This window comes from Rhodococcus sp. SBT000017 (genome assembly GCF_003688915.1).
In the GTDB taxonomy this organism is placed as follows: Bacteria; Actinomycetota; Actinomycetes; order Mycobacteriales; family Mycobacteriaceae; genus Rhodococcoides.
On record NZ_REFU01000001.1, the window covers coordinates 735,004 to 758,824 of the forward strand.

The 23,821-nt window shown below is 64.9% G+C and carries 22 protein-coding genes and 1 riboswitch; of the genes, 18 read left to right on the top strand and 4 right to left on the bottom strand.

Annotation, left to right across the window (positions count from 1 at the left end; genetic code table 11):
- Positions 1–60: 60 nt before the first annotated feature.
- From AYK61_RS03270 to AYK61_RS03285, 4 genes are read left to right on the top strand one after another with little or no spacing between them, the layout of a single operon-like run.
- A complete protein-coding gene (locus AYK61_RS03270; RefSeq protein ID WP_121872391.1) occupies positions 61–735 on the top strand; it encodes a GntR family transcriptional regulator in 675 nt (224 codons plus the stop codon).
- Between the two features lie 57 nt (positions 736–792).
- A complete protein-coding gene (atzF, locus tag AYK61_RS03275; RefSeq protein WP_121869795.1) occupies positions 793–2,625 on the top strand; it encodes an allophanate hydrolase in 1,833 nt (610 codons plus the stop codon).
- A complete protein-coding gene (locus AYK61_RS03280) occupies positions 2,622–3,335 on the top strand; it encodes a cysteine hydrolase family protein (RefSeq protein WP_121869796.1) in 714 nt (237 codons plus the stop codon). Before atzF ends, AYK61_RS03280 begins: the two co-directional genes overlap by 4 nt.
- Positions 3,336–3,343: 8 nt before the next feature.
- Entirely contained in the window at positions 3,344–4,924 is a 1,581-nt protein-coding gene (locus tag AYK61_RS03285) for a regulator (RefSeq protein ID WP_121869797.1), read from the top strand.
- A 42-nt stretch (positions 4,925–4,966) separates the two neighbouring features.
- On the opposite strand, the gene car is transcribed toward AYK61_RS03285, so the two are convergent.
- A complete protein-coding gene (gene car, locus AYK61_RS03290) occupies positions 4,967–8,494 on the bottom strand; it encodes a carboxylic acid reductase (protein ID WP_121869798.1) in 3,528 nt (1,175 codons plus the stop codon).
- Between the two features lie 317 nt (positions 8,495–8,811).
- Here car and AYK61_RS03300 point away from each other — a divergent pair, with 317 nt between their 5' ends.
- Positions 8,812–10,608: an acyl-CoA dehydrogenase gene (locus AYK61_RS03300; protein ID WP_121869800.1), complete on the top strand. Its 1,797-nt coding sequence runs from the start codon at positions 8,812–8,814 to the stop codon at positions 10,606–10,608.
- A gap of 25 nt (positions 10,609–10,633) precedes the next feature.
- Complete coding sequence (locus AYK61_RS03305) at positions 10,634–11,395, top strand: SDR family NAD(P)-dependent oxidoreductase (RefSeq protein WP_121869801.1); 762 nt, start codon at positions 10,634–10,636, stop codon at positions 11,393–11,395.
- A 3-nt stretch (positions 11,396–11,398) separates the two neighbouring features.
- On the opposite strand, the gene AYK61_RS03310 is transcribed toward AYK61_RS03305, so the two are convergent.
- From AYK61_RS03310 to AYK61_RS27215, 3 genes are all read right to left on the bottom strand, one after another.
- Positions 11,399–12,664, bottom strand: a complete 1,266-nt coding sequence (locus tag AYK61_RS03310; protein WP_121869802.1) for a cupin domain-containing protein — start codon at positions 12,662–12,664, stop codon at positions 11,399–11,401.
- Entirely contained in the window at positions 12,661–12,918 is a 258-nt protein-coding gene (locus AYK61_RS03315; RefSeq protein WP_032398144.1) for a hypothetical protein, read from the bottom strand. The genes AYK61_RS03310 and AYK61_RS03315 overlap by 4 nt, the downstream gene beginning before the upstream one ends.
- Before the next feature lie 103 nt (positions 12,919–13,021).
- The gene (locus AYK61_RS27215; protein WP_183130139.1) at positions 13,022–13,180 is read right to left on the bottom strand and encodes a hypothetical protein; all 159 of its coding nucleotides are present in this window, start codon (positions 13,178–13,180) and stop codon (positions 13,022–13,024) included.
- Positions 13,181–13,224: 44 nt separating this feature from the next.
- Here AYK61_RS27215 and idi point away from each other — a divergent pair, with 44 nt between their 5' ends.
- From idi to gcvP, 12 genes are all read left to right on the top strand, one after another.
- Positions 13,225–13,833: an isopentenyl-diphosphate Delta-isomerase gene (idi, locus tag AYK61_RS03325; RefSeq protein WP_121869804.1), complete on the top strand. Its 609-nt coding sequence runs from the start codon at positions 13,225–13,227 to the stop codon at positions 13,831–13,833.
- A gap of 27 nt (positions 13,834–13,860) precedes the next feature.
- On the top strand, positions 13,861–14,496 hold the full coding sequence (locus AYK61_RS03330) for a CoA pyrophosphatase (protein WP_183130140.1): 636 nt from the start codon (positions 13,861–13,863) through the stop codon (positions 14,494–14,496).
- Positions 14,497–14,557: 61 nt separating this feature from the next.
- Positions 14,558–15,160: a CDP-alcohol phosphatidyltransferase family protein gene (locus AYK61_RS03335; RefSeq protein ID WP_121869805.1), complete on the top strand. Its 603-nt coding sequence runs from the start codon at positions 14,558–14,560 to the stop codon at positions 15,158–15,160.
- 35 nt (positions 15,161–15,195) lie between these two features.
- The gene (locus AYK61_RS03340; RefSeq protein WP_183130141.1) at positions 15,196–16,065 is read left to right on the top strand and encodes a DUF881 domain-containing protein; all 870 of its coding nucleotides are present in this window, start codon (positions 15,196–15,198) and stop codon (positions 16,063–16,065) included.
- Positions 16,062–16,490, top strand: a complete 429-nt coding sequence (locus tag AYK61_RS03345) for a small basic family protein (protein WP_121869806.1) — start codon at positions 16,062–16,064, stop codon at positions 16,488–16,490. The genes AYK61_RS03340 and AYK61_RS03345 overlap by 4 nt, the downstream gene beginning before the upstream one ends.
- Positions 16,491–16,493: 3 nt before the next feature.
- A complete protein-coding gene (locus AYK61_RS03350) occupies positions 16,494–17,243 on the top strand; it encodes a DUF881 domain-containing protein (RefSeq protein ID WP_121869807.1) in 750 nt (249 codons plus the stop codon).
- 41 nt (positions 17,244–17,284) lie between these two features.
- Positions 17,285–17,689, top strand: coding sequence for a glycine cleavage system protein GcvH (gcvH, locus tag AYK61_RS03355; protein WP_094614226.1), 405 nt, complete (start codon positions 17,285–17,287; stop codon positions 17,687–17,689).
- Positions 17,690–17,902: 213 nt separating this feature from the next.
- Positions 17,903–18,400 (top strand): FHA domain-containing protein, encoded by a 498-nt coding sequence (locus AYK61_RS03360; RefSeq protein ID WP_057479400.1) that lies wholly within the window; start codon positions 17,903–17,905, stop codon positions 18,398–18,400.
- Positions 18,397–19,134 carry a MerR family transcriptional regulator gene (locus AYK61_RS03365; RefSeq protein WP_037189245.1) on the top strand — a complete coding sequence of 246 codons (738 nt, stop codon included), beginning with the start codon at positions 18,397–18,399 and terminating at the stop codon, positions 19,132–19,134. The genes AYK61_RS03360 and AYK61_RS03365 overlap by 4 nt, the downstream gene beginning before the upstream one ends.
- 99 nt (positions 19,135–19,233) lie before the next feature.
- The gene (locus AYK61_RS03370) at positions 19,234–19,707 is read left to right on the top strand and encodes a bifunctional nuclease family protein (RefSeq protein WP_037189246.1); all 474 of its coding nucleotides are present in this window, start codon (positions 19,234–19,236) and stop codon (positions 19,705–19,707) included.
- A gap of 397 nt (positions 19,708–20,104) precedes the next feature.
- Positions 20,105–20,662 (top strand): MerR family transcriptional regulator, encoded by a 558-nt coding sequence (locus AYK61_RS03375; RefSeq protein WP_052047548.1) that lies wholly within the window; start codon positions 20,105–20,107, stop codon positions 20,660–20,662.
- An 11-nt stretch (positions 20,663–20,673) separates the two neighbouring features.
- Positions 20,674–20,771, top strand: a riboswitch (glycine riboswitch).
- Positions 20,772–20,964: 193 nt separating this feature from the next.
- On the top strand, positions 20,965–23,817 hold the full coding sequence (gene gcvP, locus AYK61_RS03380; RefSeq protein WP_121869809.1) for an aminomethyl-transferring glycine dehydrogenase: 2,853 nt from the start codon (positions 20,965–20,967) through the stop codon (positions 23,815–23,817).
- Positions 23,818–23,821: the final 4 nt, after the last annotated feature.

Genomic DNA, 23,821 nt, shown 5'->3' on the forward strand with positions numbered 1-23,821 from the left:
TTCGACTCGGCGATGCTTCGGATGCGCACCATTCGCCGGACATGTTCGTACACTGGCGTCATGGCTGCACCGGCGGGACACGGTTCTTTGCCGCCGAGCCTTGTCGAAATGGCGACTCGCCAGGTTCGATCCGAGGTGCTCAGCGGTGCGCTAGAGCCCGGATCCCGCGTGGTCGAGGAAACCCTGTGCGCGCGCCTCGGGATCAGCCGAGCACCGGTACGTGAGGCGTTGCGCCTGTTGGCTCAGCAGGGTCTGGTCGAGCATCTCCCACGTCGCGGGTTCCGAGTGACGGTGTGGTCGGCAGAGGACATTCTCGAACTTTTCGAGCTGCGTCAGGTTCTCGAACGGCATGCGCTCGAGCGTGCGCTGCCGCTCGCATCGTCTCCCGACGGTGCGTTCGCGCCGGTGAGAACGGCGCTCGACGAGATGCGTGACGCCGATGCGCGGGGGGACACCCTCGAGAAGGACGACGCCCACCGGCGTTTCCACGAGGCCATCGTGGCGTTGGCCGGCAGTCGCCAGCTCGATATGGCGTATGCGCCCATCCTGCTGAAGTTGCAGCTACCGATGGCGCGCAATCTCAGGGAAGAAGCCCGAGTCGCCAACCCGGTCGACGGGATTCGGCGTCACGAGTGGTTGCTCGATGCCATCGAATCGAACGACGTGTCGGTGGCGCTCGCTGCGTTGAAGCAGCACGGCGAACTGACCTACCTACATCTCGAGAGTATTTCCTAACAGACTCGAAACACGGCAACAACCTGCAGTAACAGGAAACTGTCGACAATCGACGGTATGAATTCAGACCTGGGACCTGCACTCGGCCCGACCGTCACCGAGATGCTCGCGGCGTACAGAACCGGAAGAACGACTCCCACTGCAACGGTGGAGGCGTTCTCGACCGCCGTGGCTGCCCGCGGCGACGACGGAACATGGATCACCGTCGTCGGCCGAGCAGAATTGCTCGCGGCCGCCGCTGCTCTCGAAGCGCGACCCGGCGCAATGTCGCTACCCCTGTACGGAATTCCCTTCGGAGTCAAGGACAGTATCGATGTGGCCGGATACCCGACCACCCTCGCCTGTCCCGACTACGCGTACACGGCGGATTCGACGGCCCCCGCAGTGCAGGCGTTGGTCGACGCCGGAGCCATTTTCGTCGGCAAGACCAGCCTCGACCAGTTCGCGACCGGGCTGAACGGAACCCGCACGCCGCACCCGATTCCCCGGAGCGTCTACGGCAACGACATGATCTCCGGTGGCTCGAGTTCCGGTTCGGCACTGGCCGTCGCCCTCGGACAGGTGCCGTTCAGCGTGGCCACCGACACCGCAGGATCGGGTCGAGTGCCTGCCGCACTCAATGGCATCGTCGGATACAAGCCGTCCCGCGGCCTGATCAGCACCGTCGGACTCGTCCCCGCGTGCAAGTCGCTGGACTGCATCACCTTGATGGCGACCACGATCGAGGACCTCGATCTCGTATTCGACGTCATGTGCGCCGAGGATCCAGCGGACGGGTGGGCACGCCCGCGCGGAGCGAGATACGACGGGCGAGAGATCACTGTCGGACTACCGGACCTGCAGCAGCTGGACTTTTTCGGCGACGCAGCCATGTTCGACGCGCACTCGGTCGCACGCCTGTCGCTCGCCGATCGTGGATTACACACCACCACAGTGGATCTCACGCCGTTTCTCGAAGCCGGTTCGCTGCTGTATCAGGGGCCGTGGGTCGCCGAGCGACTGGTCGAGTTCGATGAATTCCTCATCGAGAAACCCGATTCCATCGTTCCCGTCGTCCGCGAGATCTTTCTGGGTGGGCGCCGGTACAGCGCCGTCGATGCCTTCCGTGCACTGCAGACGCTGCAAGACCTCCGCGCTCGCGTCGCACAGCTCTGGACGTCGATGGACGTGATGATCGTGCCGACCATCGGCACCACCTTCACCGTGCCGGAGGTACTCGCGGACCCCATTGCGTGCAATACGAAGCTCGGTCACTACACCCACTTCGGGAACCTTCTCGACCTGACCGCAGTTGCGGTTCCCGTGGGGCTCACCGAGGACGGCCGACCGGTCAGTCTCATGGTGATCGGGCCTGCGCTGGCCGACGATACGATTCTCGCGGTCGCGGCTCGGTTGCTCGGAGAAGGGCGCGCCGACTCGCCGCACCGCGCAGCCGATGGGTCGACAGTCGAGACCATCGACATCGTCGTTGCCGGGCACCACCTGTCCGGGGAGCGGGCCAACCCGCAGCTGCTCGAGCTGGGCGGGTCCCTGGTCGAGGCCACGTCCACCGCCCCGACATACACACTGCTTCGGATCGGAACCGCCGATCCGACACCCGGCCTGCTGCGAGTTCCCCTCGGCGGCAGCGCAATCGACGTGGAGAGGTGGCGTCTGCCCGCTACTTCTCTTGCGGTACTCGCGGGCAGAATGCCGGCGGTACTCGCTCTGGGACGAGTACTGCTGGCGGACGGTTCCGACGTTCTCGGCTACGTCTGCGACGTCACTGTGCAGACCGGCGCGCAGCGGCACACCGTCGACGACATCAGCGAGTTCGGTGGCTGGCGGGCATATTCCCGGGCGATCAGTTCTGCTCACGACACTTCCATTGCAGCACAGGAGATCTCATGACCTCAGCACACACTCGGGAAACGTCGATACCGTCGGCGTCACCATCGGAGTTCACCATCGATGCCGCGACGACGGCACTGCTCGTCATCGACATGCAGAGGGACTTTTTGCTCCCCGGCGGTTTCGGTGAGAGCCTCGGCAACGATGTCGGCCTGCTCCGAACCGTGATCGAACCACTCGCAGGTCTCATCGCAGTGGCCAGGGAAGCCGGGATACCCGTGATCCACACCAGGGAGGGGCATCTACCGGACCTGTCGGACTGCCCGCCGGCAAAGCTGCGCCGCGGCAACCCGTCACAGCGCATCGGCGATCCAGGAGCGTTCGGCCGCATCCTCGTTCGCGGTGAGTACGGTCACGACATCGTCGACGAGCTGGCACCGCTCGAAGGCGAGGCAGTCATCGACAAGCCCGGCAAAGGGGCGTTCTACGCCACCGAGCTCTCCGAGATCCTCACGCGCGCCGGAATCACCACTCTGCTCGTCACCGGTGTGACGACCGAGGTGTGCGTGCACACCACGGTTCGGGAGGCCAATGATCGAGGATACGAGTGCCTCGTGGTGACGGACTGTGTCGGTTCGTACTTCCCGGAGTTTCAGCGTGTGGGCCTCGAGATGATTTCGGCTCAAGGCGGCATTTTCGGTTGGACCGCGCCGTCGGAGGACGTCGTGGCCGCGTTGGTTGCACCCGTCCCCACCTCGGCAAGTCGATAGGACCGAACATGACCATGGACGTCAAGGACTCACCCGCTGCAGGCTCCTCGTCCTCGTTCACGCTCCCGTGGTGGACGAAGGGCGACACCAACGCATTCTTCGGACTCGGCTTCAACATCCTCGTCAATGTGCTCACTCTGACGACACTGAGCATCGCGGTCGTCGGAATTCCAGGAAGCGACGTCCTCGGGACCCTGCTGCCTGCCCTCGGGATCGCCCTGATCCTGGGGAACCTGTACTACATGGTTCTCGCTCGTCGACTTGCCAAGCGCGAGAACCGAACCAACGTGACGGCGCTACCGTACGGTCCGAGCGTTCCGCACATGTTCATCGTCGTGTTCGTCGTCATGCTCCCGGTCTACCTGGCGACGGGTAACGCGGTTCAGGCGTGGGCGGCTGGGCTCGCCTGGGCCTTCATGATCGGGATCATCGTCATGATCGGAGCGTTCGTCGGGCCCTACATTCGCAGGATCACCCCGCGCGCGGCGATGCTCGGTACGTTGGCCGGCATCTCGATCACGTTCATCGCGATGCGCCCGGCCGCGCAGATGTGGGAGGCCGCCTGGATCGGGTTGCCCGTTCTCGCAATCATTCTCATCGGCTTCTTCACCGATGTGAAGTTGCCCGGCAATATTCCGGTGGGGCTCGCCGCGCTCCTGGTGGGCACGGCGATCGGCTGGATCGGCGGGTACATGTCCGTGCCGGACGTGACCGAGGCGGCGAGCAACATCGCCCTCGGCCTTCCCGATCTACGCCTCGACCTACTTCTGGACGGGCTCGGAAATCTGGCACCGCTGCTCGCGACGGCAATTCCTCTGGGGGTGTACAACTTCACCGAGGCGATGAGCAACGTCGAGAGCGCATCTGCTGCCGGAGACAACTACAACCTGCGCAGTGTGCTGCTCGCCGACGGCTTCGGTGCGGTCGTCGGCTCGGCGTTCGGATCGCCGTTCCCGCCCGCGGTCTACATCGGCCATCCCGGCTGGAAAGACGCAGGCGGCCGGACCGGATACTCGGTCGCGTCGGGCGTCGCGATCGGGGTGATGTGTTTTCTCGGATTGTTCGGATTGCTGGCAACGTTGCTTCCGATTCCCGCGATCGTCCCGATTCTGCTGTACATCGGACTGCTGATCGGTGCCCAAGCATTCCAGTCGGTGCCCAAGCTGCACGCCATCGCGGTGGTCGTGGCCCTGCTACCGAACCTCGCGGAGTGGGCGGTGGGTCTGATCGACAACGCACTCAGCGCGGCAGGCACGTCGGCGACGGAAGTGGGAAGCGCGGCACTGGGTCAGGCGGGTGTCGTCTACGACGGGCTGAAGACATTCGGGTCGGGAGCGGTACTCGCCGGACTCATGTTGGGCACCATCGTCACGTTCGTTCTCGACAAACGGTTTCTCGCCGCCGCAACAGCGAGTGGGGTGGCCGCGGCACTGTCGTGGGTCGGTCTGATCCACTCGCACGAGGTGGGGTGGGCAGCCAATCCCCAAGTCGCACTCGGCTATCTGTCCTTCGGGCTCGTGTGTCTGGCGTACTCGCGGCTGATTCCCGCGCCGAAGCCGACGACCGAGCCACAACCGGTCGGGGAGTAGGGCATCCCGATGCGGGCCGCACGGCCCGCATCGGGAACTTCGCTAGCGCTTGCTCACGAGCTCGAGCGCCACGAGATCGGAGAGATACTTCTCGATCAGTTCGCGCCCGAGGTGCGGAATATCCCCGACGGCCGAGGCGAACTCGTCGGCAGGCAGTATCGCCCCGGACGACGGGTGTTGCGGCTCTGCGTACGAGGCGATCAGGGGGAGCAGCGAGTGTGAACGTTGCTTCTCCGGAAGAGCCTCGACTGCGGCGCTGAAACGCTCGAACCATTCGTCGTAGTTCTCGACAGTCTCGATGTCGCGACCTGCGTCACGGATCCAGTCGACGAACGTGTCCAGCGAGATGTCGTCGTCGTGTGGGTTGAGGATGTCGAAGGTTCGGTAGCCCGAGGTATCCCCACCCGCGATCGACGTGATGGCCGACGCACTGAAATCGGCCGGCAGTCCGTCGTAGTGGGCCAGCGGTCGCCCCTTCTCGTCGGTCGGTGCCCCGGTGTCGGTGGCGTAGAACGTGTGTGGAGCCAGACCGGTTGCGACGACCGACAGGATCAAACGCGTGAACACGTCAGGGACGTTGAGCTGACCCGTCCAGGTGCTGTGCGCCAGAATCATGTCCGAGCGGAAGACCGAGACGGGCAAGCCGAATTCGTCGAACGCATTGCGCAACAGCACTTCACCGGCCCACTTGGAGTTGCCGTAGCCGTTGGCGTACGAATCGTCCACGGCCCGCGACGGACTGTCGACACGGATGTCGCCGTTTTCCCGGAATTCCTCGACGCCCGCTGCGACGGCCACCGTCGACAGGTAGGTCACCGGCTTGACATGGTCGGTCAGCGCCAGCCGGATCACCTCGGCCGTGCCGACGACGTTGGGCCCGAAGAGGTGCTCGTACGGCAGGGCATGGTTGACCAGCGCTGCGGGGTGGACGATGCGATCCACCCGTTCGGCCAGCGCCTCGAATGCCTTGTGGTCCAGGCCGAAGTGAGGTGTCCCGAGATCGCCTGCCACGACCTCGAGAGCGGCGTCGGCCAAGGTTCGATAACGCTCCGACAGTTCCGCGTCTCCACTGTCGAAGGCTGCATCGAGACGAGCTCGCGCGTCGGAATCGGAGCGTCCGCGCACCAGGCAGACGACCTTTCCGCCGACCTCGGCCATGCGCCCCAGCCATTCCAGGCAGAGGAAGCGGCCGAGGTACCCGTTGGCACCGGTCAGCAAGACCGTGCTGGTCTGTTCTCGTGGGCCGGGAACATGGTGTGCGGCGTCCAGGAGCGCGTCGTCGAGAAATGCCGACAGACGCAGGTCGGCGGCGCGTGCAACGGCGGCACCGCGGCCGTGCACCGAGGCGAATGTCGCTGTGTCGGAATCATTGTCGCGAGCCGAGGAAATGTACTCGGCCAGTGCTGCCAGGTCCATGGCGGGTCCGGTGATCACTCCGACCGGAACATCGACGTCGTAGATCTCACGGAGCAGCGTCGAGAACGTCAACGCCGACAACGAATCTCCGCCCAAGTCGCTGAAGTGGGCATCGGGGCGAACATCGGACCCGGCGCACCCGAGCAGGGCCTGCGCGGCATCGCCGACGGTGGTCAGGACAGGGGCATCGGCACCAGTGCGCCTGAGCTCGCGCAGGCGCTCGTTCTGACCGGATTCGAGGTCTGCGTAACGACGCTCGAGTTCGTCCCCGTAACGCTCGACCAACTTGGGACGCAGTTGCTTGCCTGCACCGGACAACAGTCCGTTCTCCTGTGTGAACGGCTGGTGCTCGACGATGACCTCGCGCGGAATTTCGTACGAGTTCAGCGCTTCGGTGCGCGCGATCCTCTGCAACGATTCGATGACCGAACCCGCAGTCGTATCCGGGTGGGCCGGTACGACGATTGCCAGGAGATACGCCCGTTGGCTGTTGCCGTACAGAAATATCTGGTCGACCAGCTCGCTGGTACCGAACAGGGCTTCGAGGCGCGCCAGCGCGACGAACTCGCCCTGCGCCAGTTTCAGAACGTTCTTGCGTCGGTCGACGTATGCGAGTCGGTCCGGCTCGATCTCGGCGACGACGTCACCGGTGCGATAGAAGCCCTCGGAGTCGAAAACATCGGCCGTGACGTCCGGGCGCTTGTAGTAGCCGGGAATGATGGACGCCGTCTTGAGCAGGAGCTCACCGCGCGGATGCGGTGTGTCGGTGGAGAAATAGCCGAGTTCGGGCACATCGTCGAGCTTGTATTCGATCACCGGCGGGCGTTGAACGACACCGTCGTGCAACACCATTCCGGCTTCGGTGGAGCCGTAGTTGTCGCGCACCTCGATATCGAGCAGCTCCGTGACGAAGTCCTTGACCTCCTCGGCGATCGGTGCGGTGCCGACCATTGCAGCCAGAATACGTCCGCCGAATTGTTCGATCCTGTTGCGTTCGAGGACCTCCCGACGCGTCCTGTCGGCATCGCCACCGGCAGAGCGCTCGACCTCGCGGTCGATCTCGGCCAGGACGTTGTGGCGAATCATCTCGCAGACCCGCGAGATCAACAGTGCCATCGTGGGCCGGGCGAGAGCGAAATCCTCGAACAGGGTGGACAGGTCGCTCGCCCCTGCGAAGTGGACGGTGCCGCCGGCGGCCAGCGTCGAGAAGACGAGGCCACGGCCGGCCAGGTGACTCATCGGAAGATAGTCGAGAGTGATGACCGGGAAGGCCGGCCGGTCCGTGGACTCGGAGGAGGCTCCGGTGTGGTGCCAGGCCCCGGTCCAGGCTCCGCACACGATTTTTTCGGTGTGCATCGCCCCTTTGGGGGTGCCGGTGCTGCCGGAGGTGTAGATCAGCGTTGCGAGTCGGTCGGGATCCTCGCCATCGGGTAGTGGAACCTGCGGCAGTTGCGCGCCGTCGCGAACCAGCTCGGTGAGCGGCCGAACGAAGACTCCCACCTGTTCGGCATCGGTACGCGCAGACTTCATGATTCGCGTGTGCGCGTCTACTGCACCGTCGTAGTCGAGAACGACGATTCGCCGAATGGACCGACAATGGGTGGCAACCTGGACCGCGACGGACAGGTTGTCGACATCGGCTGCGAGGACGACGGGTTCGACCTCGTCGGCGATGGCCGAGAGCTGGCCCGCGGTGGCACCGGCCTGCAACGGAACGGCAATCGCGCCGAGTCGAATCGTGGCCAGTTCCGCGATGACATAGTCGGCACTCGCGAATCCCAAGGTTGCGAAGAAGTCTCCTGAAGCAATACCGAATGCGTCGTGCGTGAGCGCCGAGGCCAGTGCACCGGCGTCTTTCCACGCTCGGCCGTAGGTGACAGTGTCGAAGCGGGGGAGCAGCCGCAGCGTGTTCGCACCGTCGATTCCGGCGACCTCTCGCGCTCGGCGGCCGAGGGCAGGCCGATCCGAGTAGCGCGTCATGATCTCGGCAACCACGCGGGCCAGGTTGGGCGACAGCTCCTGTGCGGCGTCGGCCACTGCGCTGTCCGGTTCGGCGGCTCGAAACTCTTGGTCGGACTCGTGCAGTTCCTGGAATCGACTGCGTTGCCTGCTCTGACGATCCTGTCGGCTGTCGACGGCCAGTGTGTGCGTCATGCTCGACTCCCTCCGACGAAGCACACCGATCGTTCGGGGCACCTCGCGATTGTCCGCTTCATTTCGTTATCAAAGGTAAGTATATGCCGCGGTGCTCGTCGGTAGTCGTGACGCTCCTCATAGTCCGATTGGTCGTAAATGTCTGCCTGACTGCGCTTTTCGAGTCCGGATCGCGGACGCGGATCTGCGCTGACAGCTCACGCGGGTACTCGGTGAAGGCGGGAGATCGCGACTTGTATGGTGATTCCACAGTCATGTGCGTCACAGTGCTCGTCACCATCGTGCGCACGTGTCACCCCTCGCGATCGGAGAAGTGAATGTCGGACGTCCTCTCGCGACGCGACCTGGATTTTCTGCTGTACGAATGGCTGGACGTGGCGGCACTGACTGCTCGACCTCGCTTCGCGGAGCACTCGAGGGAGACCTTCGACGCGGTCCTCGACCTCAGCGCGGACATCGCCCGCAAGCATTTCGCTCCGCACAACAAGAAGGCAGACGCGCAGGAGCCGACGATGAATGCGGACGGTTCGGTCGAGCTGATACCAGAAGTCAAGGAAGCACTCGATGTCTATGCGTCGGCGGGCCTGATCGCCGGGCAGTTCGACGAGTCGATCGGCGGCATGCAACTGCCCGCGACCGTCTCCCGGGCAGCGATGGCGTTCTTCCAGGCCGCCAACGCTGGGACCTCCTCGTACCCGTTTCTCACCATGGCCAACGCCAACCTGATCGCGACGTACGGCACGCCGGATCAGGTGCGAGACTACGTCCGGCCCATGCTGGACGGGCGCTGGTTCGGAACCATGTGTCTGTCGGAGCCGCAGGCCGGATCGTCACTGGCGGACATCACGACCAAGGCGGTACCGCAGGACGACGGAAGCTTTCGTATCACCGGTACGAAGATGTGGATTTCGGGTGGAGATCACGAACTCACCGAGAACATCGTTCACCTGGTGCTCGCGAAGACGCCGGGCGGACCGCCGGGGGTCAAGGGAATCTCCCTGTTCATCGTTCCCAAATTCCTTCCGAATGGCGACGGCGGTACGGGCGAGCGCAACGACATCGTGTTGACCGGCCTCAATCACAAGATGGGCAACCGCGGCACCACCAACACTCTGCTGGCCTTCGGCGACGGAACCCACTCTCCCGGTGGGCAACCCGGAGCAGTCGGCTTCCTCGTCGCCGAGGAGAACCGCGGACTGTCGTACATGTTCCACATGATGAACGAAGCCCGGATCGGCGTCGGATTCCTCGCGATCGCCCTCGGCTACGTCGGTTACCTGAAGTCGGTGGAGTATGCGAAGACCCGTACTCAGGGTCGACCACTCGGTGCCAAGGACCCGGCTGCGCCTGCGGTCGCGCTGATCGAACACGCCGACGTTCGTCGAATGTTGTTGGCGCAGAAGTCCTACGTCGAGGGAGCGCTGGCGCTCGGACTCTACTGTTCGCGTCTGGTCGATCATCAGGACTCGGCGTCCGACGATGCCGAAGCTGCGCGATCGACACTGCTGCTCGACGTACTGACGCCCATCGCCAAGAGTTGGCCGTCGCAGTGGTGCCTCGAAGCCAACAGTTTGGCCATTCAGGTGCACGGCGGTTACGGATACACCCGCGACTACGACGTCGAGCAGCACTACCGCGACAATCGCCTGAATCCCATTCACGAGGGCACACACGGTATTCAAGGTTTGGATCTGCTCGGGCGCAAGGTGATCATGCAGGGCGGCGCGGGATTGGCTCTGCTGGCCGAACACATCGCGGAGACAGTCGATCGGGCGCACGCAGCGGACGGTGACGCTGCTCGGTACGCGGACGAACTGCACGCGCGCGTCGGCAGAATCGTCGAGGTCACTGCTGCAGTGTGGGGTACCGGCGATGCCGCTGTGGCGTTGGCGAACTCCACGGCCTACCTCGAGGCGATGGGGCACACGGTCATCGCCTGGATGTGGCTAGAGCAGTTGCTGGCCGTCGGCACTAAAGCCGGAGACTTCTACGACGGAAAGCGTTCTGCAGCAAAGTATTTCTACGTCTACGAGTTGCCGAAGGTGGACGTCCAGCTCGACCTGTTGGCGAGACTGGACCGCACGACCCTCGATATGTCACCCGCTTGGTTCTGAGTCGAGTACAAGGAGATTCATCAACATGTCGATCTTGGACAAATTTCGCCTGGACGGTCGCGTCGTCATCGTCACCGGTGCATCCTCGGGACTGGGCGTGGCATTCGCCAAAGCAGCCGCCGAGGCAGGAGCGGATGTGGTGCTCGCCGCACGGCGAGTGGACAAGTTGGCGCAGACCGCCGAGTTGATCGACAGCGTCGGAGGGCGCTCGATCACAGTAGCCACCGACGTGGTCGACCCGGATCAGTGCACCGCGATGGTCGAGGCCGCGGTGACGGAGTTCGGAAAGGTCGACGTTCTCATCAACAATGCCGGAGTCGGCACGGCCTACCCCGCAACCCGTGAGACGCCCGAGCAGTTCCGCTCGGTGATCGACATCAACTTGAACGGGTCGTACTGGGCAGCCCAGGCCTGTGGACGGGTGATGGCACCCGGCAGTTCGATCGTGAACATCTCCAGCATTCTGGGGCTGACCACCGCAGGCCTTCCGCAAGCGGCCTACAGTGCCAGCAAGGCAGCCATCATCGGCCTCACCCGCGATCTCGCGCAGCAATGGGGCGCTCGAAAAGGCATCAGGGTCAACGCTATTGCGCCGGGTTTCTTCCAGAGCGAGATGACGGACTCGTATCAGCCGGGATATCTCGACTCGATGGCTCCGCGAATGATTCTCGGACGCAAGGGCGATCCCGAAGAACTGGCCGCAACCGCGATCTGGCTCGCCTCGGACGCCGGGGGATACGTGACGGGTCAGACCATCGCGGTCGACGGCGGGATCACGATCACCTGACGGTTATCCCTCGACGGCCGCCACGGCGATGCCCTCGCGGATCAGTCTGCGCGCAACCACCAGCGAGTCGTCGGTGTCGAGTCCGGGCAGCGCATCCAGGCGGCACGGAGCGCCCTTCATCAGGGACTCGATCGCGTCGGCGCACTGAGACGGCAGCGTGACCGTTTTGTTCCGAAGAACCATCGATACGCCGTCTCTCGTGTGCGCGATCCGCGCGAACATGCCGGGCCGAAGTCGGATCGAATCCTCGCCCCGCAACGCTCCCATCGCGGCGACGCTCGCCAGTGGGCGCACCGGTTCCGGTCGGACGAGGTCGTCGTGACGATCTGCGACGCATTCGGCGAGTCGACGTACCGCGTCGGGGTCTCGGTCGATCTCGTCGAGCGCGGCGCGCATGGCGTCCATAACTCGGCGTACATGCGGAACGATGGACTCCGGGTCGGAGTGGTCGAGTCCGGCAGGGAGGGGAGCACGCAGACTCTCGACGTCGCCGAGCGACTTCAGCACATGGTGGGCGAGGTCGTAGTCGTTGTACGACGCGACGCCGATGGTCAAGTGCACGGTGGTGTCGCCGAGCGCCTGCGCCGAATGGATCCACCCACGCGGAAGATAGAGCACATCGCCGGGCTCGAGGACGATGTCCAGTTCGGGAGTGTTCGATGCGTGGTCTTCGACGGCCGATCGTCGATCCGACCACGGTTGATTGTTGAGCGGATGCACGTGCACCGGTGAGTGAATGCTCCACCGCTTCGTCCCCGCGATCTGCACGACGAACACATCGTGCACATCGTAGTGCGGTGAAAAGCCTTGGGACGCAGCAGGTGTGACGTACGAATTCACCTGCACCGGATGGCCCAGCTCGCGAACGAGATCGCCGACGAAGTGAATCAGCGGCGGCCACAGTCGATGCAGGCCCTGAAGTACCAGCGTATTTCCGGCTGCAAAGGCTGCCAGCACCGCTGCGGAGTCGACCTGGTCCGTCACCTCGGCACCGAACCCGCCGGATGCCGTGAACTGCGACTTGTCCAGCAGCCGGCCGTCCTTGGCCATGCGCACGAACGGGGTTCGTACACCGCGTTCGGCTATCAGCTCGTCGACCGCGTCGAGCGTCATCAGATCGTCGAACGAGTCCGACAGATCAGCTGATCTGGTCAGCTTGGGAGCAACGCCCCAGAACCGATCTGCGAAGGTCCCGAGATCGATACCGGTCAGACGACGGAGCGCGGACCGGTTTCCCGATCCGCGCTCGCCGCTCGGCTCAGTGCTCAAGCGGTGCCGTCCGCACCGCCGTCGTGCCCGTTGGGGTTGGATCCGCCGTCGGCGGGTCCTTCGCCTGCTCCGGCGGGGCCGTCTGCTCCGCCGTCATGGCCATCGGGGTTGGATCCGCCGTCGGCGGGTCCTTCACCGGCTCCGGCGGGGCCGTCTGCTCCGCCGTCATGACCACCGGGGTTCGATCCGCCGTCAGCGGGTCCTTCGCCTGCGGCTCCGCCCGTGGTGGTGATGTCGTCGTCGTTGATGCTCATCGAAGTCCTTCCGGTCGTGGAGGTTCGTGTGCTCGCGCAGCGCGAGAACATCGGAGGTATTGACGCAAACTCTGTTTCTCAAACAGCAGTCGTGCCGCAAATCTCAGGCAGAATCGTCGGCGATCTCGGGCGCGTTCTCCCGCGTCGCCATCCCGCCTCCGCCGCCGCCGTCCACGGGTCCTGGTCGGCCGCCCTTCGGCGTGTCCGATGCCTTCTCGGACTCAGTCGGGTTTTCGTCGTCGGTGTTCTTCTCACGTCCCATGGTTCGACAGTAGACCGCCACGCAGGCCGTGGGACCATGGAACGATGGATCGATCCCGAGCGCAGCACGTGGTGCTGCTCGACGACGAAGGCCGTGCCGTCGGCACGCATGACAAGACCACCGTCCACACGCTGGACACGCCACTTCACCTGGCATTTTCCAGCTACGTGGTGAGATCGGACGGCGCTGTTCTTCTCACCCGCAGAGCGTCGAGCAAGACGACGTGGCCAGGGGTGCTGACCAACACGTGTTGTGGCCACCCGGCTCCCGGCGAGAAGCTCGACGACGCCGTGCTGCGACGAATCGGGGAAGAACTCGGCCTGCGTGCGGAAACCGCCGAGTTGGTACTGCCGCACTTCCGATACCGGGCCGTCATGGACAACGGAATCGTGGAGAACGAGATATGTCCCGTGTACCGCGTGAGAGTCGACGAGCACGCGACACTCGATCCGGATCCGGCCGAGGTGGACGAGACACGATGGGTGTCGTGGCGTGAGTTCTCCGCGGGGGTGCTGGGCGGCACCATCGACGTATCGCCCTGGTGCCGAACGCAGGTGGAGCAGTTGACCGCTCTGGCCGACGAGCCATTCGGCTGGCCTGCGTCGCCGGACGATCTGCTCCCACCCGCCGCCCGGCCTGCCGATACCCGCTGATCTCGCCGGGCCTCTAGGGTTCGTACTGTGACTGTCGACGATTCCGGTAGGCCGAACGAGGACCTGCTCGATCGAGTCTCCGTCGCGCGCGAACTCGCCCGTTTCTCCCATCGCACCGCCGAATCCGACGGACTGCGCGCCGCTGCCGTCGCCGTTGCGGTCGGTGGACTGCCGGGGGACAGGCGCATGCTCCTGACGAGGAGGCCGGATCGGTTGCGCGCGCATCCGGGCCAGTACGCGTTGCCCGGCGGCGGTGTGGACCCGGGCGAATCCACGATGCAGGCCTGTCTGCGGGAATTGGCCGAGGAGTTGGGGATTCGAGCCGATGAGTCCGACGTGCTCGGTAGGTTGGACGACTACGTCACTCGATCCGGGTACGTCATCACTCCGTTCGTGGTGTGGGTCGGCGACTACTCGTCCACCTTGCTCCCCAGTGCGGACGAGGTGGCCGAAGTGTTCGAGGTGACGGTCGACGAACTCGACGTCGACGCCCAATTCGTGTCGATCCCCGAATCGACGCGTCCGGTCATTCGGTGGCCGTACCGAACCGGGGCCATCCATGCTCCTACCGGCGCGATCGTCCACCAGTTTCGTGAAGTGGCATTGCACGGTCGACACACCCGAGTCGCGGACTTCGAGCAGCCGGTGTTCGCGTGGCGCTAACGTGGCCGCAAGCCCCGGTGGGCAGACTGCGACGAGCAGGACGAGAAGGAGGTGATCGCCGATGACGAACAACCATGAGCTCGAGGTGTCGGATCGCATCGCGACCATTCCCAACTTGCTCAGCGCAGTCCGGCTGTTGGGCGTTCCGCTGTTCCTCTATCTCATGCTTGGCCCCGAGGCCGACGGGTGGGCGTTGGTGATATTGCTCGTCAGCGGTGGAACCGATTGGCTCGACGGCAAATTGGCTCGCATGCTCGGCCAGGCATCGAAGCTCGGTGCCATCCTCGATCCACTGGTCGATCGGCTCTACGTCGTCAGCACTCTGGTGGCGTTCGTTCTGCGCGGCATCATTCCCTGGTGGGTTGCAGCGATACTCATCGGGCGCGACGCCGTACTCGGATTGACGATGTTCGTCTACCGCCGCAGGTCCCTCCCGCCTCCGGACGTCATCTACCTCGGCAAGGCCGCCACGTTCGTGGTGATGATCGCGTTGCCGGTCCTGCTCGTATCGGCCGGCAGCAATTCGGTGGCCGACGCCGCAGGACCGCTCGGATACGCGTTGCTGATCTGGGGTACGGCGTTGTACACCTGGACCGGTCTGCTGTACCTCGGCAAAGCGATCGCTGTCGCCAGGGCAGTCGATCCGACAGTGGCCGGCACCTGACTGTGGAGCCTGCGGAACGACCAGGGCGGACAGGAGTGGAGCCTGCGGAACGACCGGGGACACAGGTCAGAAGGAATCCCGTCCCATCGCTGCTGACGTCGTTGCTGACCGACCATCTGGACCCGGGATACGGCGCAGCGGCCGCCGAACGTAGCGCGCTCCACACCCGCAAGCCGCGGGTGCCTGCGGCGCTCTGGTTGTTGGGCGGGGCCGTCGTCGTCGGGGTGATCTTCGGTATCGCGTTCTCGCAACTGGCGTCCGGTGCCGCCGATGTCGACCGCGCGGGTGCCGACGCGTCGGCTGCGGTCCGAGCCGCACAGGATCGCAGCGCCGATTTGGAAGCAACGCAACAGGCACTGGCCGAACAGGTGTCCTCGGAGCGCGACAGAGCCCTTCAGTCCGATGTCTCGGGCAGTGCGCTGCTGGAGCGATTGAGTGCAGTCGAATCCGCCGCGGGCATCGATTCGGTGTCCGGCCCTGGGCTCTCTGTTGTCGTCACCGAACCGGCGGCCGAGGGCGACACGTCGGATCGGTCGGTTCGCCGGGGTTCGGGCGCAGCCGTACTCGATCGGGACATCGCTGCGATCGTCAATTCGTTGTGGGCGAGCGGTGCGGAGGCGGTGTCGGTGGACGGTATTCGAGTCGGCCCGAACGTGACCATCCGGCAGGCAGGCGGGGCGATGCTGCTGGACAATCGCCCGATCGACTCGCCCTACGAGATCGACGCGATCGGGCCGCCGCAGCGCATTCAGGTCCAGTTCGTCGTCAGCGACGCCTATCTGCGGATGAGCACGGTGGCGCAGTTGTACGGCGTCGGATTCACGGTGCGTCCGGCTACGAATCTCGAGTTCGGTCCCGCCGCTGTGAGAGAGTCGTTCGAGGCAGAGGAGGCAGGCCCACGATGACGGAGCACGATCCACCGAGTGCCCTACCGGCCGAGTCCGAGGTGCAGGCGTCGACAGACGCGCCGATCACCCCCACCCACGGCGTCTACGCGCTCGCCGCGATCGCCGCGCTGATCATTGGGGTCGTCATCGGGACGGTCGCGGGTCCTCAGGTTCCCGCAGTGGTTGCTCCTTATCTGCCGATCGCCGTCGTGGCGGCGATCGACGCGGTGTTCGGCGGTGTTCGGGCTTTTCTCGACGGGATCTTCGACGCCAAGGTGTTCGTGATCTCGTTCGTCTTCAACGTTCTGGTCGCGGCCTTGATCGTGTGGCTCGGCGACCAGCTCGGGGTGGGGACCCAGCTGTCCACGGCAATCGTCGTCGTCCTCGGAATTCGCATCTTCGGCAACGCGGCCGCTCTGCGCAGACGTCTGTTCGGTGCCTAGGAAATGACGGCAAGCGGCGGACGGCACGGATGGCGCGCGCGACGTCCCGATGCGCAGGTGCGAAGGCGCGGAGCGGCATTCGGCGTTCTCGCGCTCGCGCTGCTGTGCGTCCTGGGAATCGGCCTGGCCACGCAGGTACGAGAGACGAGCACCACCGATGGCCTGGAGAACTCCCGGCCCGAGGACCTACTGGTCGTGCTGGACACCCTGACCCGACGTGAGGCGTCGATCCGGGACGAGATCGGCACCCTGCAGGCCACTCTGGCGACGCTGCGCCAGTCCGGTTCGGGATCGGAGGCGGCAGTGGCGGAAGCGCAGGAACGATTGTCCGCGTTGTCGATTCAAGTGGGCACCGTCGCGGCCCAGGGGCCGGGTGTGACATTGGTGATCGAGGACCCGAACTCGGGCGTGGGATCGGAGGTGCTGCTCGACGCCATGCAGGAGTTGCGCGCCGCAGGTGCCGAAGCGATGCAGCTCGAGGGCGGCGGAAATGCCGTCCGCATCGGTGTCGATTCGTGGATCGCCGGTTCCGCGGGTCGGGTGGTGGTCGACGGGCGAGAACTACGAGCCCCGTACACCTTCACTGCCATCGGAGACCCGCCGACGCTCGCGTCGGCATTGAACATTCCCGGCGGGGTCGTGGACACGGTGACCCGCAACGGTGCCACGTCGAACATCGCGCAGTCGGACCAGGTCACGGTGTCCGCCTTGCGGGACCCGCGCCCGCGTCAATACGCTCAGCCCGGTAACTGACCGCCCGATCGCCCCGGGCCACGATCGAAGGGAATGCCGCGTTGAGCGACATCGACACACCAGCTGATCTGTACTACACCCCCGAGCACGAGTGGGTGCAGCGCACGGGGCCTGCAACGGTGCGCATCGGGATCACCGATTTCGCGCAGGCGCAGTTGGGCGACGTGGTGTTCGTTCAGCTTCCCTCGATCGGCGACACCGTCACCGCGGGCGAGTCTCTCGGCGAGGTCGAATCCACCAAGAGTGTCTCCGACGTGTTCAGCCCGCTGACCGCGAAAGTGGTTGCCGTGAACCAGGATCTGGACGGCGAACCCGAGAAGGTGAACTCGGGACCCTACACCGGAGGCTGGCTGATCGACCTCGAGGTTTCGACACCGGAGGAGTTGGACGCGGCACTGGCACAGATGCTCGATGCCGCCGGATATGCTCTCATCACGGCCGAGTGATCGGCCGGCTGTCGACACCGGCCAACAGGCCACACGGCCCCCGCTGCGCAGGGTACGGTCGACACCGAGCGAATACCCTGTCGGGGCGAAGGTCCAGCAAGCTGTACGACGCTACGCAACACCGAACGCCAAGCAACACCTGATGTGAAGACCATGTACTGCGTTACCCGCGGCGTTCTCTGCCCCGGGTGAACGGACTGAGAAGGAGTAACGGTGAGCCAGAACGACAACGACAGCAACTACGGGGAGTCACCGGCAGAGACCACCTCGGTCTTCCGTGCAGATTTCCTGCAGGAGCTGGACAACTCCGCGGCCGCCCAGAGCACCGAAGCTCCGGTATCGGGTGTCGAGGGGTTGCCTGTCGGTGCCGCGCTGCTCGTCGTCAAGCGAGGACCCAACGCCGGATCACGGTTCCTGCTCGACCAGCCGACCACCTCGGCCGGTCGGCACCCCGACAGTGACATCTTCCTCGACGATGTCACCGTCAGCCGTCGGCACGCCGAGTTCCGGCAGGACGAGGACGACTTCCAGGTCGTCGACGTCGGCAGCCTCAACGGCACGTACGTCAACCGGGAGCCGGTCGACTCCGCTGTGCTGGCCAACGGCGACGAGGTCCAGATCGGCAAGTTCCGGCTGGTGTTCCTCACCGGACCGCGCGGCGGCAACGGATCTCAGGTCGGCGACACGTCTGCGGGTGCAGGAAGCCAGTGACCGCCGTCGGGCAGCAGTCCAACGGGGGGATGTCGATTGGCTCCGTCCTCGATCGACTTCGGCCCGACTTTCCTGATGTCACCATTTCGAAGATCAGATTCCTCGAAGCCGAGGGGCTGATCTCGCCGGAGCGCACTCCGTCGGGGTACCGGCGGTTCTCCATCGCGGATTGCGAGCGTCTGCGTTTCGTGCTGACCGCGCAACGCGACCAGTACCTGCCGCTCAAGGTGATCAAAGAGCAGCTCGAAGCCATCGATCATGGAGTAGCCACCGTTGAGCGGGCCGATGCGTCGGTCAAGCGTCCGCGGTCGCTCACGGTTGCCGCGGGTGAGGTCTCTCCCGAGGAGTTCCTGCCCGATCGTGAGGTTCGCATCGCCAAAGCAGATCTACTCGCTCAGGCGGGGATCGACGATGCGTTCCTGACCGAGCTGTTGCGAGCCGGTTTGATCACCCCCGGGCAGGCCGGTTTCTACGACGACGGAGCCGTGACGCTCGCTCGAACGGCACACGCGATGTTGCAGTTCGGTCTCGAAGTGCGCCACCTTCGCGCCTTCAAGCTCGCGGCGGACCGCGAAGCCGGCCTGGTTGCGCAGATTGCCGGACCCGTGGCCAAGGGCCGAGACGCCGGTGCGCGCGATCGCGCAGAAGAAATGATTCGCGAGTTGGCCGCACTGTCCTTGACCTTGCATACCTGCCTGGTCAAAGCGGCGGTGCGAGGTGCACTCGATCGGTGACGTTCGCTCGCGTCGTTTCGAATTCCAATAGACTCGGCAGCGACGAGCTGAGCCCGTTTTCAGTGCAGCCCGGATTTCTCGAGGTGAGAGGCAGACACGATGAGTGAGATGCGTGTGGTCGGTATTCGTGTCGAACAGCCGCAGAACCAGCCCGTGTTGCTGTTGCGCGAGGCCGACGGCGACCGGTACCTCCCGATCTGGATCGGTCAAACCGAGGCTGCTGCAATTGCTTTGGAGCAGCAGGGTGTGCAACCCGCCCGGCCGCTCACTCACGATCTCGTCAAGAATTTGATCTCGGCTCTCGGGCACCAGCTCAAAGAGGTGCGCATCGTGGATCTGCAGGAGGGCACCTTCTACGCCGATCTCGTGTTCGACAAGGACATCAGAGTCTCCGCTCGGCCGTCGGATTCCGTTGCCATCGCACTTCGGGCCGGGGTGCCGATCTTCGCCGAGGAGCCCGTGCTCGCCGAAGCCGGGTTGATCATGCCCGACGAGCGCGAGGACGAGGTCGAGAAGTTCAAGGAGTTCCTCGAATCGGTGTCTCCGGACGACTTCAAAGCCACCGACGGGTAACAGAAGAGTCTCAACCTCAACTTTAGGTTCAGGTTTACGGCGCGTTGCGTTGAATCTGCACGATCGTCCCCATAACGTTCGTGCCAGTGAAGTTCATCGCCGCTGCTGGTCCGATCCGGTGCAGTTCACGCCTCGTCGACAGCTACCGAGGCGTACTCTGGCCTGGTACACGGTATGACTTCACGCGAGTACACCGAGGCATTTCCAGTGTCTCGGACGGATCGCAGTACTGACTCGATCCGAACGCAGTGAGACATCCGAGAGGGAGCAGTCAGTGGGAGATCAGCCGCAGCAGCATCACGGCAGTCGAGAGTCCGAAGCCGCAGGCCGGACCGAGGACACGCCCGTCGGTGCCGATGCTCGGGTCGACACCCCCGACCAGGCGTCGAGCGCCCGAATCGAAGCGCCCCAGGACATCCAACCGGGATTGTTCCCCGACGACTCCGTGCCCGACGAACTCGTGGGCTACCGCGTGCCGAGTGCCTGCCAGATCGCCGGCATCACCTACCGCCAGCTCGATTACTGGGCCCGCACCGGGCTCGTCGTCCCGTCCATCCGCGGAGCAGCGGGGTCGGGAAGCCAGCGGCTGTACTCGTTCAAGGACATGCTCGTCCTCAAGATCGTCAAGCGGCTGCTCGATACCGGTATCTCACTGCAGAACATCCGCGTCGCCGTCGATCACCTACGCCAGCGCGGCGTGGGCGATCTCGCCAACATCACGCTGTTCTCCGACGGCACCACCGTCTACGAGTGCACGTCGGCCGAAGAAGTGGTCGACCTTCTCCAAGGCGGACAGGGCGTGTTCGGTATCGCCGTGAACGGCGCGATGCGCGAGCTCACCGGCACCATCGCCGACTTCCCGGCCGAACGTGCCGACGGCGGTGAAAGCCAGCCGAGCCCCGAGGACGAGCTGGCCTCGCGCCGCAAGAATCGCGCTAGCCGCAAGACCGGCTAGACTTTCCTCGTCGCGCCCGCGCGGGAGAGTTCCGAGGCATCCAGTCTCGGACGCCGAAGGAGCAACACCTCCCCGTCAATCTCTCAGGCACACGGACCGTGTGGGCTTCGACAACTCTGGAAAGTGGTGGGAGCACCCACCCGCCCAAGGGGAAAGGTGCCGGCGCGCTTTTTCGGCGCGCCGTGTCCGACCGAATCTCTCAGGCGCACGCGTCAGCGGGCACACGACAGAGGGGGAGGAGCGGCCGGAGCGTTTGCCTCGGTCGTCCGACGCCTCGTCTTTCCGGCACCTGGGAGCACATCGTGACCGACCGAACTGCCTCGTCCGCACACACTTTCGTCGATCGCCACATCGGCCCCGACGCCACCGAGTTGGTCCGCGTCCTCGACACGATCGGCGTCGACAGTCTCGACGAGCTGGCCAGCAAAGCCGTTCCGTCCTCCATCCTCGACACCGTGGTCGACGGCGTTCCCGACGGCTTGGCGACGCTGCCGCCTGCCCTGAGCGAGCACGAGGTGCTCGCCGCACTGGCCGATCTCGCCGGGCAGAACACCGTGGCGACGTCGATGATCGGCCTCGGGTACTACGACACGCTGACCCCGCCGGTGCTGACCCGGGGAATTCTGGAGAACCCGGCCTGGTACACCGCCTACACGCCGTATCAGCCCGAAATCAGCCAGGGGCGACTCGAAGCGTTGCTGAACTTCCAGACCATGGTCGCCGACCTCACCGGCATGGACGTGGCGAATGCGTCGATGCTCGACGAGTCGACGGCGGCCGCCGAGTCCATGACCTTGATGCGGCGTGCCAACAGGGCGTCGAAGTCGCCTCGGTTGCTGGTCGATTCCGACATTTTCCCGCAGACCGAGGCCGTACTGGCCACTCGCGCCGAGCCGTTGGGGATCGAACTGGTCTACGCCGATCTGACCGACGGCCTGCCCGATGGAGAATTCTTCGGTGTGCTGGCACAACTGCCGGGAGCGTCGGGCCGTCTGATCGATCACACGGCCATCATCGAGGCCGCGCACGAGCGTGGCGCGCTGGTTGCCGTGGGAGTGGACCTGCTCGCTGCCACCATGGTGACTCCGCCCGGTGAGATCGGCGCGGACGTCTGCTTCGGAACCACCCAGCGGTTCGGTGTTCCGATGGGCTACGGCGGACCGCACGCCGGATACCTCGCAGTGCGGTCCGGTCATTCCCGTCAACTACCGGGCCGACTGGTCGGGGTCTCGCTCGACGCGGACGGCCACCGCGCCTACCGACTGGCGCTGCAGACCCGCGAGCAGCACATCCGCCGGGAGAAGGCGACCTCTAACATCTGTACCGCTCAGGTCCTGCTGGCCATCGTCGCCGCGATGTACGCCAGCTACCACGGCGCAGACGGATTGCGGGCCATAGCAACTCGGGTGAATGCGCACGCTCGAACCGTGGCGGCAGGTCTGCGGGAGGCAGGCATCGACGTGGTGCACACGGAATTCTTCGACACCGTCCTCGCGGCGATCCCGGGCAAGGCTCAGGAAGTCGTCGACCATGCCAAGCAGCGCGGCATCAATCTGCGGCTGGTCGACGCCGACCACGTGGCCGTCGCGTGCGACGAGGCGACGACGCCCGAGCACATCACGAACGCGCTCGCCGCGTTCGGCGCAGAAACAGCCGGTTCCGGGAGCGAGTCGTTGCCGGCGAACATGGCTCGCACCTCCGAGTACCTCACGCACCCGGCATTCACCCGGTACCGCACCGAGACGGCCATGCTGCGCTACCTGCGCGCGTTGTCCGACAAGGACATTGCGCTCGACCGCAGCATGATTCCTCTGGGTTCGTGCACGATGAAGCTGAATGCAACCGCGGAGATGGAGTCCATCACCTGGCCGCAGTTCGCCCGTCAGCACCCCTTCGCTCCCTCCTTGGATGTGCCCGGTCTGCTGCGGGTGATCGCCGACCTGGAACGGTGGCTGGTGGACATCACCGGCTACGACGCGGTCAGCCTGCAGCCGAACGCGGGAAGCCAGGGCGAGTACGCGGGACTGCTCGCCATTCGTCGCTACCACCTCGGCAACGGCGATGCCGAGCGCACCGTCTGCCTGATCCCGTCGAGCGCGCACGGCACCAACGCAGCCTCGGCGGTGATGGTGGGCATGCGCGTTGTCGTCGTGGCCTGCCGTCCCAACGGCGACGTCGACGTCGATGACCTGCGCGCCAAGATCGCCGAACACGCCGACACCCTCGCCGCGATCATGATCACCTATCCCTCGACCCACGGCGTCTACGAGCACGAGATCTCCGAGATCTGTGCAGCGGTCCACGACGCAGGCGGTCAGGTGTACGTCGACGGTGCCAACCTCAACGCTCTCGTCGGTCTGGCGCGCCCCGGCCGATTCGGCGGCGACGTCAGCCACCTGAACCTGCACAAGACTTTCTGCATCCCGCACGGCGGCGGCGGGCCCGGTGTCGGACCCATCGGTGTGCGGTCGCATCTGCAGCCGTACCTGCCGGGTCACCCACTGGCCCCGCAGCTCGGTTCGGGACCGACGGTGTCCGGTGCCCCATACGGCAGCGCTTCGATCCTGACGATCACGTGGGCCTACATCGCGATGATGGGTGCGACGGGACTCCGGCAGGCGACGTTGACGGCGATCGCGTCGGCCAACTACATCGCCCGCCGCCTCGACGAGTACTTCCCGGTTCTGTACACCGGCGACAACGGCATGGTTGCCCACGAGTGCATTCTCGATCTGCGAGGTTTGACCAAGGACACCGGAGTCACCGTCGACGACGTTGCGAAAAGGTTGGCGGACTACGGCTTCCACGCGCCCACGATGAGCTTCCCGGTGCCCGGAACTCTGATGGTCGAGCCCACCGAGAGCGAGAACCTCGAGGAGATCGACGCCTTCTGCGATGCGATGATCGCCATCAGGGGCGAGATCGATCGCGTCGGGTCGGGTGAATGGACTGTCGAGGACAACCCACTTCGAGGCGCACCCCACACTGCTCGGAGTCTGGTGGCCGAGTGGGATCACCCGTATTCACGGGAACTCGCTGCCTATCCGGCCGGCTACGACCGTCCGAAGGTGTGGCCCGCGGTGCGACGCATCGACGGTGCCCACGGCGACCGCAATCTGGTGTGCTCGTGCCCACCGATCGAGGCATTCGCCTGAGCCG